The organism is Psychrobacter sp. 1044, from assembly GCF_904846525.1.
GTDB lineage: Bacteria > Pseudomonadota > Gammaproteobacteria > Pseudomonadales > Moraxellaceae > Psychrobacter.
Window position 1 is genome coordinate 145,436 of the sequence record NZ_CAJHAZ010000003.1, and the last position, 15,386, is coordinate 160,821.

The following is a 15,386-nucleotide window of genomic DNA, read 5'->3' on the forward strand; positions in this document are numbered from 1 at the left end:
ACTAGAAAATTACTCTGACGCGTTTAAAGCCTAAATAAAATGTTAATGAGCCAATTATTCCTCTCAAAGCTGCTATACAATATGTAGTAAAAAAATATGGGATAAAAAATTGCCTAACTTCTTTTATCCTAAGTTTTTTATCCTACGTCATTCACTGCAATATGGCTGTGACATTACTCTAGAAATGTGTAGCTTAATGTATTAAAAAGGCAAGAATTGGCAATATCATTTACCAAAGAATCACGTTATTATTATTTATTAACAATCGCTCAAAAGATTGCAATGTGAATAATGAGAAAAAATAGGCAATAAAAAACCGTATCTCGTTGCTAAGATACGGTCATTACTTAGATATTAAGAAGTAGATTGCTTCGATTTATAAATGGGTCATCTTACGAATCGACAACTTCAAAACTAAGACCCGCATGCTCTTCTAAACGCGCTAGTAGATGCTTACCCATGGCAGAGGCTGGCGTCCAAAAACCACCACCAATTTCTTCTTTGCTGATATCTTGTGCTAAGCATAACGCTGCTTGCGCTAGCATACGCGAGGTACTGCCGTAACCTGGATCTTTATCACCCGTTACTTTCGTATTGATGGTGTCTTTATTAGCCGTTTCTCCAAAGAGGCGAATGTCAAAGTAGCCGTTTGCTTGCTCTTCTGCAGACGGACCAGAACCTGACTTGGGTAGCACGTGCTTAGCTAATAATTCACGGCTCGGTTTGACCATCATAGCAGTGGCAAATCCAAACAAGCCGGCGCTCATTGCATAGCTTGATAATTGACCTTTTACACCATCTTGCATCCACATTGCTTCGTCATATTTAAAGTCACGACCATATTCATAGTTAAGCAATTGGTTGGTGCGATGCACGATACGGGTATTGATGCTAGCCATGACAAAAGGCGCAAGCCAGCGTTTGTGCTTACTATCGTATTCTGGCTTACTGACATTAGCTTGGCGCACGTTTGGCGCATCTTTATCATCATTGAGTAGATAAGGATTTGCTACCTGCTTACGACGTGACTTGTCCTTTCCGACTTCCTCAAAAATAGTCGCCATCGAGGCAATGGTGCCACCTGATAGACCGCCTTTCGCCGCTTTGACACGCATATGAATCACATCGCAGGCGCGACCAAATTTCTCTTCTGCTTGGGTTTGGGTAAAGTAGACGCCCAAATCCGATGGAATCGAATCAAAGCCACACGAGTTGACAATACGAGCGCCGCTTTGCTTTGCCGCGTCCTGATACTTGTCCATCATATCTTTGATAAAGATAGCTTCACCAGTGAGGTCGACATAATCTGTCCCATGAGTGGTACAAGATTTGATCAGCGGCTCACCGTATTTAAGATAAGGACCGACGGTTGAAATGATGACTTGGGTTTGTTTGGTCATCTCATCAAGGCTATCCGCATCGTCACTATTAGCAAGAATAATATCGACAGTGCTGCCAAGTTTAGATTGCAAGTCGTTCAGTTTTGCTTCATCACGCCCAGCAATCGCCCACGTGACATCGGCGCCATCTTTGTCTTTAGTATTAGATAAAAACTCTGTTAAATAGTGTGCTGTGATTTGACCAACAAAGCTGGTTGCACCATATAAGACGACCGCGTAAGGACGCTTTTCATCGCTGCGCTGTTGTGTATTGTTTGAGGTATCCGTATTAGTATTGGTATCCATATTTATTATCCTTAATAGCTATTTTGATGAGTCGTGTGACGTTTAAAATTTATTGCCATTTAACAGTCAGAATTTGAAGTCTGATTTTTTTTGATAGAAATCATATTATCTATATAAGTCATGACTCAGATTTATATCTGCCTGAAAAAGATATATTAAAGTATTTTTGACCAGTAAAAATGACTTGTAAGTTACTGTTTATAGCAGATTATATGATGAAAATGTTGATGGCTAAGTGATAACTAACCATCTATACACATAACTCCCATAAAGGGATGAAAAAAAGGTTCGATGTTAAGATTTGCTACAAAGGTTACATAACCTACCGATATCATTACCAAAATGAACGTTTTCTAAAGATAAATATTGCTAATCTATGGTCGTAAGCAGTATTAATGGTTAAAAAATTAATAAATATCAAAAAAACAACAAGTAAAGAAAAAGGAATCTTAGAGAGAGCAAGGTACTCATTAATAATAGTAGTTATTTCTTATTAATACTTGTCCATTGCATCAATCTAAATATCTGGTTTTCTAATAATAATTTTTAAGGAGAAGGTTATGTTTCGCTGGGCTATTATTTTTGCCGTGATCGCACTGTTAGCAAGTTTATTGGGTTTTGGCGGTGTCGCAGGATTGTCTGCTAATTTGGCATATATTTTCTTAGCAGTCGCTGTTATTTTATTTATTGTGGCATTTGTAAGCCGCAAGATGTAATTAATACCTGTAGATTGTTAAATACCAAAAAAAAGTCCTCAATTGAGGACTTTTTTTTGGTATTTAATAATGTATTTACTAATAAAGGATTTTTATAAACATTATAAAAACAAACACATCACTATAAACGTTTCGGCTGGACTATGTGTTCCATCCGTTTCGCCAGACGAATATCATGGCTGGTTATACCGCCAGTATCGCCAGTAGTTAAGCGCACCTCTACCACGTTATACGTGTTGCGCCATTCGGGATGATGCTCGAGCGCTTCGGCATGGAACGCTGCTTGATTCATAAAGCTTATGGCTTCGATGAAATCGCTAAAGTGATATGTTTTTACGATAGCATTGCCCTCGCGCTGCCAACCGGGCAATTCTTCTAGCTGCAAATTTACTTGCTTATCAGATAAACTACTCATATTAATCACCTTTATTATTATGTTGATTTGGTTTATTAAAAACTATATCAGGCACTACATTGTAGCTGTCAAAGCTATTGTACGAAACTTCAATCCTCTTTTTCAGTTGTATCATTGACGCTATTACATCACTGTAAAGACCTTTTGTTCTATCGGCATTATAGGTCAGAAAACCCACCTATATTTGCTATCTTGCCATATATTCAAAGATAAATATACGAGGGCAGATAGCAAATAAATAGGAGGGTAGTAGCGTATTAACGTTCCATTTTTATTGGCCAAGCTGAACCATAATAAATGCTTAAAATATTTCTAAAGAAATCGTGGTGCTTATTAGCATGCTACATTTTCTACGGCTTATTGCTAAGGAGTGGACTATAGCAAGTCTTGGTAATCAGGATGTTTGCTGATATATGACGAGACAAATGAGCACTGTGGTATCACTTTTTTATTCTGTTCACGAGCATAGTTGAGGGCATGCTTGACCAATGCTGAGCCAATACCGCGCCCGCCTAGCTCCTGAGGTACGATAGTATGATCATAAACTAATGTATCGTCACGCTCTTGATAGCTAATATAGCCAGTATAACCGTCAATAGAGGTTTCAAAGCGTTTAGCTTGTTCATCATGGGTAATGGTTAGGTTTTGTTCAGAGTTTTGATTTTTCATGGATATTCTCCGTTATTATTGATTATTATCATTAAATATTATTGGTTTTTTTTGGTATGGATCAAGCGTATTTTTAAATGAAAAGAGCTTGAATGACCAAATAGATTGTTCACTAAAGTATGAGTCCTTTCGATTCACATTTATAGTTCTTTAGCGTAAGAGTCGATAGAGTAAATGTTAAGACTAAAGGGGTCTACCAGTGATCTCCATATGAGCTGCATATCAAGCATAAAATAAGGCTTGGCGCATGACAGGGGGAAGATATTTACCCAATCCACGTATAGCGGGCAGCTCTTTTTGTCTTTCTGCTACGGCATGATTTGTTTCAGTGATTGACGTAGTTTGTGAGTGTAAATAAGACTGCCATTCTTCAGCACTTGGCTTGCTAAAGTGGCGGATACGTTCCAGCATTTGCCGGAATTGTGTACCAAAGCGCCCAGTATTATAGGGTAGATTGTACTTGCGGCATATTGCTTGTAATTGTGGTGCGATACGAGCATAGTGACTGGCTGGCATATCAGGGAAAATATGATGTTCGATTTGATGCGATAAATTACCCGTCAAAATATGAAACAGCTTACTGCCTTGAATATTGCTGGAGCCAAGAATTTGACGCACATACCAGTCGCCTTTAGTCTCATCGGCATCGAGATGGGTATAGATATGGGCTTGTTCGGTAAAGTGTCCACAGAATATTACCGCCCATGTCCACAGATTACGAGCGATATTGGCAGTAACATTACCGCTCAGTGTAGTCATAGCACTACGCCGACCTAATGTCAGCCCTGCTAACGTGGGTAGTACAATATGATCTTTGCCTACTTGCCGTGCGATTTTGGCGAATAATGCGCGAGATTTCTGTTGCATGGTTTGGTGTCGATCAGGGAAGTCCGCATATTCGTCGACACTGATTTGAATATCATGAAAGGCGACCGCCCACTCAAAACCTAGAGCCAATATCGCTGTTTTCAACATATTATGGCGGTCGCTTGGCGTCCAAGGTTGCTCATCAGTCACGCGAATTAAGTGATAGCCAACGTCGTGGTCACGACCAACGATATTGGTAAAAGTATGATGCAAGTAATTATGAGAGTGTTGCCACAATGGGGCAGGACAGACAATGTCCCAATCAAACTTTTGGCTATTGAGATACGGGTGCTGCATCCAGTCATACTGACCATGCATGACATTATGCCCAAGTTCCATATTGTTTAGGATTTTGCTGAGACTCAGTAGCGAGGTACCCAATAACCAAGTCGCGACTATTTTACGTTTTGACTGCATGCATCCAGCCGCTGCCAGTAAGCCACGCGCTGTCATCTCACTATAGACTACCGCGGCATACACTCGTTTAATGTATCGTGCGTCATCACTACCTAATGAATCCATCACGCTTCGGTAAAGCACATTTAATTCATGAGCGAGGGCATCAGATTGCGCCTTCGGTAAGGGCGATCCTGTCAACGTTGGGTAGCGAGTCAACTGCTTTGCTTTCTGCTGTTTTGCATCAGTTAGTGTGGTCAAAACGGGTACAGCAGATTGTGCCGTAGTGACGGGTGGTAGCAAGCGCATAAATAATCCTTAACCGAAATGGTACGGAGAGTCGGTACTGGGTTCGGTTCAATAAGTTGTTTAAGTTTTTACCGTAGGCTATAAGGTAACAGCAGGCTGTGTTTCTATCTTACGAGCCGTTATGAGTATTTATTTTTATCACCGTGTTGTTAAATATCCAGCACCACATCAGTCATGGCAATGTTGATGCAAGTTTGAATAGATTCATAACCATCACTGCTCATTTTTCCTGTGTGAATATTTTTGACCACACCGCTGACTTTATTGCAGCGACACAACTGGCAGATACCTTGTCTACAACCGTGCGCTAAGCGAATTCCTGCATCCTCTGCAGCATTCAATAGTGTCGTGCTACTATTAAACTGCCGTTGCCTCGCCCGTAAATAAACAGTATGTTGTGCTGCGTGTTTTTTTCTATCGAGCGCTTGTTCGTTATCAAAATCGAAATCAGGCAACGCATGACCAAAGTTTTCTACAATGATATTATCGCGCAGGTTTTTATTGTGCGGTAGGGTTACCTTCGCCGCTGCTTTATATAAGCCAGTCAACAGAGTCTGTGAACCGCATGCAAATATTTGCGTATCTGCCAGCGGCAGGTTTAATGCCAACAAACTGTCTAGGCTCAAGTGTCGCTTGCCAGCCAAATAAGTATCAGATTTCTCGGTATTGACCAGATGATAGGTGAAAGCTGGATACGCTATGCTCAGTTGTTGCCATTGGTTTTTGAACGGGAGCATTTCAGTGCGACTGTAATATAGCAACGTCACCTGATGTCCGTTGTCCAGTGCTTGCGTGATGAGTCCTAACATGGGCGTAATACCGCTGCCACCTGCGATAAATAATAAAGAAGCAGATTTTTCGGCAGCTGATTTTGTCTGTACCGTTATAGATGATTGTGCCAAAGTGAAAGAGCCACTAGGGACACTACTGTTGATGACACTGCCAAGTGCCATATGTTTGGTTAAATAATCTGAAACCAAGCCTTGTGGCTTAATAGCAATAGTAACCGCAAGATAAGGTGGTTGCTTTTTACTAGCGCCACTATTAGTACTATTATTGATAGCAGCATTTTGCCACCAGAGCGGTTGATGCGCCAAACCTAATAATGAATAGCTGCGCTGATGATACACACCTTCAATAAGAACGCTTAAGTTAAGATGTTGCCCACCCTGCCAACCACGTTGCGAACCCACTAATTGCCGTCGAAAAGCATGATTGATCTCAAATCTGAGCGCTATTAAGTCATCGCTAAGGGTATACCGCGCAACAAGGCGCAGCTTTGGGACAGTGAAAGACCAAAACGGCTGTAAGTGTGATCCAATAAAATCGATAAATGCATGTTGAATCATTTCAGGGCGATAGCCGTTGGTCATATTATCAGTACCTTTGTTAATACTATCAAAATGATTGACATCATAAATATTGTGTTCACCTGTGCGCCAATTTAGCGGATATCACTTAGGTCAGGTCGACTGAATCTGTTAAGCTATCCTAACATGCTAACGGCTATTGATTAAATTTGCGAAAGTTTTGATGCAATTTTTTGTGGTCTTTATAAAACAGTTATAAGTCAGAATGTTAAGCGAAACGGTTCGAGAGTAGGTTTCGTTACCGCTTTTAGCTAGAAAGCTGAGTACTCTGTGACAAAAGCCGTAAAACAATCGTTAAAACAATCTGTTGGCTTGCAGGGCATGCGCCACAATGCGATAATGGCTTATAATTTGTAACCCTGATTTTGAGGTGCAGCACGCTTGGCATCATTGCCAAGTATGATTCGCTTGCCTCTTTTATGCAGTCTATCGGAGTGTTAATGGCTCAATATATTTACACGATGAACAACGTGTCAAAACTTGTTCCGCCTAAGCGTGAAATTTTAAAAAATATTAACTTATCATTTTTCCCAGGTGCCAAAATCGGTGTCCTAGGTATCAATGGTTCAGGTAAATCAACCTTGCTACGCATTATGGCGGGCGTGGATACTGAATTTAGTGGTGAAGCACGCGCGCAAACTGGCACCAAAATTGGTTATTTGCCGCAGGAACCACAGCTTGACGACAGCAAAGACGTACGTGGTAACGTCGAAGACGGTATGCGTGAAGCCTTAGATGCGCTCGCACGTTTAGATGCCATTTATGCTGAATATGCTGAGCCTGATGCTGACTTTGATAAGCTTGCTGAAGAACAAGGCAAGATGGAAGACATCATTCAAGCGTGGGATGCCCATAACTTAAATACTCAGTTAGAAAAAGCGGCTGATGCCCTACGTCTGCCACCTTGGGATGCGGATGTTAGTAAGCTGTCTGGTGGTGAAAAACGCCGTGTGGCACTATGCCGTTTGCTATTGTCACGCCCTGATATGCTGTTACTTGACGAACCAACCAACCATTTGGACGCCGAATCTGTTGCATGGCTAGAGCAGTTCTTACAGAACTACAGCGGTACAATCGTTGCCATTACCCATGATAGATATTTCCTAGACAACGTCGCTCAGTGGATTTTGGAGCTAGATCGTGGCCATGGTTATCCGTATGAAGGCAACTATACTGAGTGGTTAGAGCAAAAGAACACCCGTTTAGAGCAGCAGAATAAGCAAGAAGAGTCATTTGCTAAAGCGCTGAAAAAAGAGCTTGATTGGATTCGCAAAAACCAAAAAGGTCAACAAGCCAAGTCTAAATCTCGTGTACAGCGCTTTGAAGAGTTGAACTCAACAGAGTTCCAACAGCGTAATGAGACAGCTGAAATTTATATTCCGCCCGGTCCACGTTTAGGTAATAAAGTCATTGAAGTGAATAACATCTCCAAATCATTTGGTGATCGTCTGCTTTATGAAAACTTAAGCTTTAACGTGCCAGCTGGTGCTATTGTCGGTATCATCGGTCCAAATGGTGCGGGTAAAACCACACTGTTTAACATGATTACTGAGCGTGATACGCCAGATACCGGTTCAGTCGATTTGGGCGAAAGTGTCAAAGTCGCTTATGTTGGTCAGGTACGTGATAACTTAGATGACAGCAAAACCGTTTGGGAAGAAGTGTCTGACGGTCTTGATATTATTACGGTTGGCGATTACACCACGCCAAGTCGCGCTTATATCGGTCGCTTTAACTTCAAAGGCTCAGATCAGCAAAAGCACGTCGGTCAATTGTCTGGCGGTGAGCGTAACCGCTTACAGCTAGCGAAGACATTGAAGCAGGGCGCAAACGTACTGCTACTCGATGAACCGTCAAACGATTTGGATATCGAAACCTTACGTGCGCTAGAGGATGCGATTCAGGTCTTCCCAGGTACGGTCATGGTCGTCTCGCATGATCGCTGGTTCCTTGACCGTATCGCGACTCATATCTTGGCGTTCGAAGATGAAGGCCCAGTTTGGTTCGATGGTAACTATTCTGAGTTTGAAACGTATCGCAAAAAGACGATGGGTGATGCTGCCACTCCTAAGCGTATGAAATATAAAAAGATTTCAACCTAGGACTGTTATTTAAAAAGTAGTTGTTAAAAAAACAGCTACTTAGAAATTTCAAATTTAAAGATAAAAAAAGACCTCTAATCAATTAGAGGTCTTTTTTTGCTCGATATATTCAGTTTAGCTCATTAAATATTATAGCTGGTTACAAATTAACGCTTACGCCCAAATTTACGCTGCTTTTTATTACTAATCTCAGTAATCGCATGAGTAATTTCTTCTTCATCTAAGCTGGCGACTTGCTGCAAAATCTGCATCATGTCAGGCGTTAGCACGTACTTAGCATGACGAGCAATATCATTGATACGATGATCGAAGGTCAATACGCCAGTTTCATCATCTTTTTGCAAGTAATCGAGACGAGTCAAGGCACTGATGAAGCTGGTGAATAAGGCGCGGTCAAAGAAATCAGGAATATCATCTGCATATAGTACAGATAAGCGCTGACCCAGCAGATGACACAGATCAACGACTTCGCTTTCGGTTAGATTGCCTGAGCCTTGCTGGGCGAGTAGAGCAAGCGTCATAAAGTAACGCTCAAGGCTCTGTCCGACAGGCGTCGCTAGCACTTGCAGCTGCTGATAGCATTTGCTGTTTGACTCAGGGACGCTGAGTACGCCATCGCTCAATTCGACAATTAGACCATGCGAGAGTAGGCTGTCGACTTTTTTGTTCAGGGTATCAGCCAAGCCATGTGCTGGGTAATATAAGAACAGCTCGCTTTGTAAAAATGGATAGAGTTGCTTAGCAATATTGTCCAAACGACTACGTTCGATACGACCGTTACGCGCTACTAAGGCGGCTAAAAAAGACAGTAGAATAAAGACATGAAGAATGTTATTACGGAAATAACTGAGCAATGCCGCTTGCTTGCCGGCAATCTGAATGATGTCGCCTAAGATATGCGGTGTACGTTCAATGAGCTTTAGCTTGATACCATAATCAATGATTTGCTGCGGACTCATATCTGTAATGACGGTATCATCTGAGTAGGACAACTGCTGAGCAAGACCTTGATAGAGGGCAATTTGCTCACGGCAGATTTCTTCATCTAAAGCTGCTTTAGGCGCTGATAATAATACCAATGATAATAACGAAACGGGCGTCACAACCGCCGCCTTATTGATGTGCTGCATGATTTTGACGCCGATGTTATCGACCATCGCGCTGGCTTTATCATCGAGCGGGGTATCGGTGCGATCCGTCGGCAAGCTATTGGCTGGCACATCGAATTTTGTCATAAAGTCGCTAAGATGTAGTGGTGTGCCAAAGCTTAGATGTACATTACCAAAGATACGCTCAATTTTACGACCAACTTTGAGTAAGCCTAGTAAAGATTCAGATTCTTTTGGCTTGCCTTTTAGCTCACCAACATAGGTGCCACCTTCCATAATACGCTCATAACCGATATAAGTCGGAATGAAAACCACTGGCTTCTCAGAATGACGTAATTGACTGTGCACTGTCATTGCTAGCATGCCCATTTTCGGTGGTAATAAACGTCCTGAACGCGAGCGACCACCCTCGATAAAGTATTCAATCGGTGTGTTACGCGTAATAAGGGTGTGCATATATTCGCGGAGGACGGCAGTATAAAGTGCATTGCCACGAAAGCTACGACGTATATAAAAGGCAACCGCGCCGCGTAATAATGGACCTAATACGGGTACATCTAGGTTGTCACCAGCAGCGACATAAGGAATGCTCAGACCGCGCTTGTAGATGACGTAAGATAGCAATAGGTAATCGACATGGCTACGGTGACAAGGCACATAAACCAGCTCATAGTCAGTCGCAAGCTCACGTACGCGCTCGAAATGATGGACTTCTACGCCATCATAGAGTTGCGTCCATAACCACGTTAAAAACTTATAAAAACCGCGCACGATGGAATGTGAATAATCATTGACCATCTCATTGGCATAACCTTTAGCCAAGACACGGGCTTCACGTACACTGATACCGGATTCTACGGCTTCTGCCTCTATCGCATGTTTGATAGCTGGTGAATACACCAGCTTATCTACTAAGTTGCGTCTGTCTGATAAATCAGGACCGAGCATACTGGCACGCTGCTTGTCTAAATAAACCGTAAGCCGCTGCTGTAGCATACGTACCAGCTCACGATTGCTGTCAGCGGTCGCTACCAAAGCATAGTTTGGTGCTTCGTCAGCATCGCCCACGCTACTCGTGATGTCTAAATTGCTGTCTTTTACAGAGCTTTCTTTTATAAAGTTCTCTTTTGAATCAGTAGCTAGCGAATCAAAAATAGAAAACCCTTCTTCATCGCCTTTAAGGCTATCATTGATAAGGGTACGTAGATCTTGAGGTGGATGGAACTGTACAAAGGTGTCACGTCCCATTACTCCGATATTAAAGAGCTGCTTGGTGATGCTAGGGTCTTGCCAGTTGTCAGCGGTCAGCAGTTTAAACAGTGAGTCCTCTTTTTCTGGGGCGCGTCCCCATAAAATAGAGACGGGCACCAAACGTACTTTTAGCTCTGGATGTTGCAAAACAGCAGACACCAAACGTGACAGGCGCGGTGATAATTTGCCGTCTTTGGCGCTTGGATGGTTCAAAAATATGATGGCTGCGTTTTCTTTGATATTATGGGCGGCATCATGTACCCCAACCAATGCTGGCGGTAAGTTGTGCTCTTGCGTCTGCAGGTCAATCAAAATACTGTTGGAGCGCGAGTAATCTTGCAACACATAAAATCTTAGCGTTTGATCGTCTGTATCGAACTCAGGTAATTCACCCAATAGCTTAGGTTTAACAGCGACATCGAGTAGCTGCCCCGATAGCTTGCGATAAATTTGATTAATCGGCGCATTGGAATAAGGCCTGGGGGCGATTGGATTGACGTCAGTATTAGAAGCGCTGTCGGTTGTGACTGGCGCTTTAAAAATCCGTTTTTTTAAGAACTTCGGTATCATAATCAGTATCAAAAATAGTCAAATATGTTGCGCTTATGATGCCATAAAAGCCATCAAAGCGATATATAGTGTCTGTATATACTGCTAATATTAATACGGTCTGGTTACTATATAGTGAGTTAAGTCGCTCTTAATAAGCTCAAATAATTGAAAGTTAATGTATTTAGCGCAATAATAGTTCGGCGACAATCAAGAGTCACTATAGAGTAATTATGTTTAAATCTACCCTTTAATATCATTGATATAAGCTGAAATATTATGACACCAGCGATTAATCTTGCCAAACAACGCGCTCTGAACTATCAGTTACACGACTATGTCCATGACAGTAATGCCGTCTCTTTTGGCTTAGAGGCGGCAGAAAAGCTAGGCGTGGATGTGTCACAAGTGTTCAAAACCTTGGTGGTATCGACAGAGACTGGTACGCTTGCCGTTGCTATCTTACCCGTGGATAAAACGTTAAACTTTAAAAAAATGGCTAAGGCGCTATCTTCGAATAAATTGCTGACCTGCAAAAAAGTGCAAATGGCGGATCCTAAGCAGGTAGAGCGTAGTACGGGCTATGTGCTAGGCGGCGTCAGTCCATTGGGACAAAAGAAGCGCTTGCCGACTATCATAGACAGCTCGGCTGCAGAGCAGACAACGATTTATGTCAGCGGTGGTCGCCGTGGTTTAGAAATTGAGCTGCCACCAGCACAATTAGCTGAGACCCTTGCTGCTTGCTTTAGTACTATTATTGATGACTAAAAAGTTACTGATGACTAAAAATCGTTGCCGCTAACGGGTTGTTTAATCAAGTCTGAAACGATGGCTAATATTTTACTCCCTCACTCATATTTTATAAGGACATATTCATGCCACATCTAACCATTCAAATGACGCCCAATGTCAGTATTGCTCATGAAGAATCATTGCTTAAAGCGTTAAATAAAGCATTATGGGACAGTGGGCACTTTGGCACGCCGACTGATATTAAAGCACGTATCGTACCTATTGAGACATTTTTGGTAGGCGTTGAAGATGATGAGCAGGCGTATGGCTTTATTTATGCGCATCTAAAACTAATGACTGGTCGTGACATAGTTATTCGTAATCAGCTAGCAGGGCTGCTGGTGACGGCGATAGAGCAGGAGATAGGCGCAGAGCAATCAGGGCGAGCAGCCTTACAAATATGTGTGGAAGTTGAAGAAATTAGTGCGGTGTATCATAAAAAAATGCTGGGTAGCTAAAATGCTGATATCGTCCGAAACAACGATTCATCAATGGTTATAAGTACTCACATAGCGATTTACTGGCATATGTGGGTAATATCATTACCTCAACCTTATAACCAGCCGTTTTGCCTTCAGTCGCCATCAAATTGTGGGCAATACGTAAGCGATATTCTCCGGTTGCGGGTAGGCAGCCTTGATACACGATACCGCCTTTGCTGCCATCTTGCGTACCGTTTGGCATATGTAATACGCCGACACTGGCTGTCTCAGGCGTACCAATAAGTGGCGCAATATTAATAACGGCATATTGCCAGCTGGTGGCATCAAAGCGATACCAGCGCTCATCTTCATTGGGGCTTAATTTGCCAGTGATCGTGCTACTGATCGCGCCTTGGGCAAATTTAATAGGAATGTCAGGGTTTTTAGCCAGCTCCGTAGCACTAGTTGCGCTAAAACTGATCAGTGCTGTACTGAGCAATAGTACTCGTATAGATAATGAGGCTAAAGAAGTTTTTTGATGATCACTGGGTAACATGATTGGCTCCTAAAATGGCCGTTTATCTATGATGAGTTACTCGTTAACCGTCATCTATGATGTATATTTATTATTGATAGGCTTTAATGAGAACGTCTGTACTTTTAGTTAAGCATAAAAAAGCGCCTACATGCTAGGCGCTTTTCTTATTAATTACTGCTTAATTGTGATGCTATCTTAGTCTAAAAAACTTAGTCTAGAAAAGCAAAGTTCTCAATCTTCATTGCTGTCATGCTGTCACTTGGTGCAACCATGGCTTCGGCATGCCCCGAGGTACGTGGTAACAACTTATCAAAATAGAATTCAGCCGTTTGGATCTTAGCTTTGTAGAATTCTGGTGATTCAGTACCACCAGTTTCAAGCTTGTCATAAGCGACCGCTGCCATACGCGCCCAATGATAACCCATCATGACATAGCCTGAGTACATCAAGAAATCGTCTGATGCAGCAGAGATGATCTCACGGTCTTTACGTGCCATTAGCATCAAGCGTACAGTCAGTGTGTTCCACTCAGCACATAGCTTGGTGAGCGCCCAAACAAATTTACGCATGTCTTTATCAAGTGCATACTCACCACACCATTTCATAATGCTTGAGGTGTAATCACGGATGATTTTGCCTTTAGACTGCAAGATCACTTTACGACCGAGTAAATCCAATGCTTGAATACCAGTTGTACCTTCGTACATGGTGGCGATACGAGCATCACGAGCAATTAGCTCCATGCCCCATTCTTTGATATAACCATGACCGCCATAGACTTGCTGACCGTGTTTGGCCGCTTCAATGCCTAGTTCAGTTAGGAAGCCTTTTAGGATTGGTGTGTAGAAACCCAATTTGTCATCCCATTTTTCAAACTCTTCATCATCGCCATTGATGATACCCTGTGCCATTTTATCAGCATAGCGCGCAGAATGATAAATCATCGAGCGACCGCCTTCGGCAAAGGCTTTTTGGGTCAATAGCATACGACGTACGTCAGCATGGTTGATGATGGCATCAGCAACTTTTTCAGGCTCTTTCGTGCCTGATAAGGTGCGCATAGAACGGCGATCTTTTGCATACGGCAGCGCGTTTTGGAATGACAATTCAGTATGCGCCAAACCTTGGATACCAGTACCAATACGGGCTGTGTTCATAAAGGTGAACATAGCTTTTAGACCTTTGTTCGGCTCACCAATTAAGTAACCCACGGCATCATCAAAGTTCAACACACAAGTAGCCGATGAGCTAATGCCCATTTTGTGTTCGATCGATCCACAAGTCACACCATTACGCTCGCCAATTTCACCCTCAGTAGTTGGTAAAAATTTCGGTACGATAAATAATGAGATACCGCGTGTGCCTTCTGGTGCATTTGGCAAACGTGCTAAAACAATATGAACGATGTTTTCCGTTAAATCATGCTCACCACTTGAGATGAAAATCTTAGTACCGCTAAGCTTATAAGAGCCGTCATCTTGTGGAATGGCTTTAGACTTAACTTGACCCAAATCCGTACCACATTGCGGTTCAGTCAAGCACATGGTACCAGCCCAAGAGCCTTCGACCAATTTATGCAAGTAGGTTTCTTTTTGCTCATCGGTACCATATTGCATAATGGTATTGATACAGCCAGTTGATAGACCAGGATACATTGCCCATGGCCAGTTCGCCGTACCGATCATTTCAGCTTTAATTAAGTTCAATGAGGTCGGTAAGTTCATACCGCCGTACTCTTCAGGGTAAGAAATACCTTGCCAGCCGCCTTCTACAAATTGATCATAAGCTTCTTTAAAGCCTTTAGGGGTTGTGACCACACCATTTTCAAAATGACAACCTTCAGCATCTGCTGGTTGATATAAAGGCGCTAAGACATTTTCAGCAAAATCTGCCATCCCTTGAAGAATCATATCGACGGTTTCAGGATCGGCATTTTCGCCATTATCCAAATCTTTATAATGAGTTTGAAAGTCGAAAACATCATTTATTAAAAACTTGATATCACGTAAAGGTGCTTTGTAAGTTAACATAGTCGCTCTCTTTAGTTATTCGCTATCATAAATGGCTAGCTCAGTAGTTGAGCCACGTTTCATGTAAAAGGGTGTTTAATTATTTGGGGTAAGAATAGACGATATCACGGCTCGTCATTCAGATTTATCAAAAACAGCTCATCCATTTTGATTGCCTTTAAGGCAT

General features: G+C 42.3%; 12 protein-coding genes. 4 read left to right on the forward strand and 8 right to left on the reverse strand.

Features of this window, described 5'->3' with window-relative positions; genetic code table 11:
• Positions 1-392 precede the first annotated feature (392 nt).
• Positions 393-1,685: a saccharopine dehydrogenase family protein gene (locus JMX82_RS03170; protein ID WP_201539444.1), complete on the reverse strand. Its 1,293-nt coding sequence runs from the start codon at positions 1,683-1,685 to the stop codon at positions 393-395.
• A gap of 560 nt (positions 1,686-2,245) precedes the next feature.
• On the opposite strand from JMX82_RS03170, the gene JMX82_RS03175 reads away from it, so the two are divergent.
• Entirely contained in the window at positions 2,246-2,401 is a 156-nt protein-coding gene (locus tag JMX82_RS03175) for a DUF1328 domain-containing protein (RefSeq protein WP_021814049.1), read from the forward strand.
• A gap of 121 nt (positions 2,402-2,522) precedes the next feature.
• Here JMX82_RS03175 and JMX82_RS03180 read toward each other — a convergent pair whose 3' ends face one another.
• The 4 genes from JMX82_RS03180 to JMX82_RS03195 form a co-directional block, all read right to left on the reverse strand.
• The gene (locus tag JMX82_RS03180; RefSeq protein WP_055123632.1) at positions 2,523-2,816 is read right to left on the reverse strand and encodes a 4a-hydroxytetrahydrobiopterin dehydratase; all 294 of its coding nucleotides are present in this window, start codon (positions 2,814-2,816) and stop codon (positions 2,523-2,525) included.
• A 375-nt stretch (positions 2,817-3,191) separates the two neighbouring features.
• The gene (locus JMX82_RS03185) at positions 3,192-3,485 is read right to left on the reverse strand and encodes a GNAT family N-acetyltransferase (RefSeq protein WP_045456426.1); all 294 of its coding nucleotides are present in this window, start codon (positions 3,483-3,485) and stop codon (positions 3,192-3,194) included.
• 222 nt (positions 3,486-3,707) lie between these two features.
• Entirely contained in the window at positions 3,708-5,057 is a 1,350-nt protein-coding gene (locus tag JMX82_RS03190) for a fatty acid desaturase family protein (RefSeq protein WP_201539445.1), read from the reverse strand.
• Between the two features lie 149 nt (positions 5,058-5,206).
• Positions 5,207-6,430, reverse strand: a complete 1,224-nt coding sequence (locus JMX82_RS03195; protein ID WP_201539446.1) for a flavin reductase family protein — start codon at positions 6,428-6,430, stop codon at positions 5,207-5,209.
• Positions 6,431-6,867: 437 nt separating this feature from the next.
• On the opposite strand from JMX82_RS03195, the gene ettA reads away from it, so the two are divergent.
• Positions 6,868-8,529: an energy-dependent translational throttle protein EttA gene (ettA, locus tag JMX82_RS03200; RefSeq protein ID WP_045443195.1), complete on the forward strand. Its 1,662-nt coding sequence runs from the start codon at positions 6,868-6,870 to the stop codon at positions 8,527-8,529.
• Between the two features lie 146 nt (positions 8,530-8,675).
• On the opposite strand, the gene plsB is transcribed toward ettA, so the two are convergent.
• Positions 8,676-11,459 (reverse strand): glycerol-3-phosphate 1-O-acyltransferase PlsB, encoded by a 2,784-nt coding sequence (gene plsB / locus JMX82_RS03205; RefSeq protein WP_201539447.1) that lies wholly within the window; start codon positions 11,457-11,459, stop codon positions 8,676-8,678.
• Between the two features lie 258 nt (positions 11,460-11,717).
• Here plsB and ybaK point away from each other — a divergent pair, with 258 nt between their 5' ends.
• On the forward strand, positions 11,718-12,206 hold the full coding sequence (gene ybaK / locus JMX82_RS03210) for a Cys-tRNA(Pro) deacylase (RefSeq protein WP_201539448.1): 489 nt from the start codon (positions 11,718-11,720) through the stop codon (positions 12,204-12,206).
• Between the two features lie 107 nt (positions 12,207-12,313).
• The gene (locus tag JMX82_RS03215; RefSeq protein WP_201539449.1) at positions 12,314-12,688 is read left to right on the forward strand and encodes a 5-carboxymethyl-2-hydroxymuconate Delta-isomerase; all 375 of its coding nucleotides are present in this window, start codon (positions 12,314-12,316) and stop codon (positions 12,686-12,688) included.
• A 37-nt stretch (positions 12,689-12,725) separates the two neighbouring features.
• Here the strand turns inward: JMX82_RS03215 and JMX82_RS03220 are convergent, their stop codons facing one another.
• Complete coding sequence (locus JMX82_RS03220; RefSeq protein WP_201539450.1) at positions 12,726-13,208, reverse strand: hypothetical protein; 483 nt, start codon at positions 13,206-13,208, stop codon at positions 12,726-12,728.
• A gap of 191 nt (positions 13,209-13,399) precedes the next feature.
• Entirely contained in the window at positions 13,400-15,220 is a 1,821-nt protein-coding gene (locus JMX82_RS03225; protein WP_201539451.1) for an acyl-CoA dehydrogenase C-terminal domain-containing protein, read from the reverse strand.
• Positions 15,221-15,386: the final 166 nt, after the last annotated feature.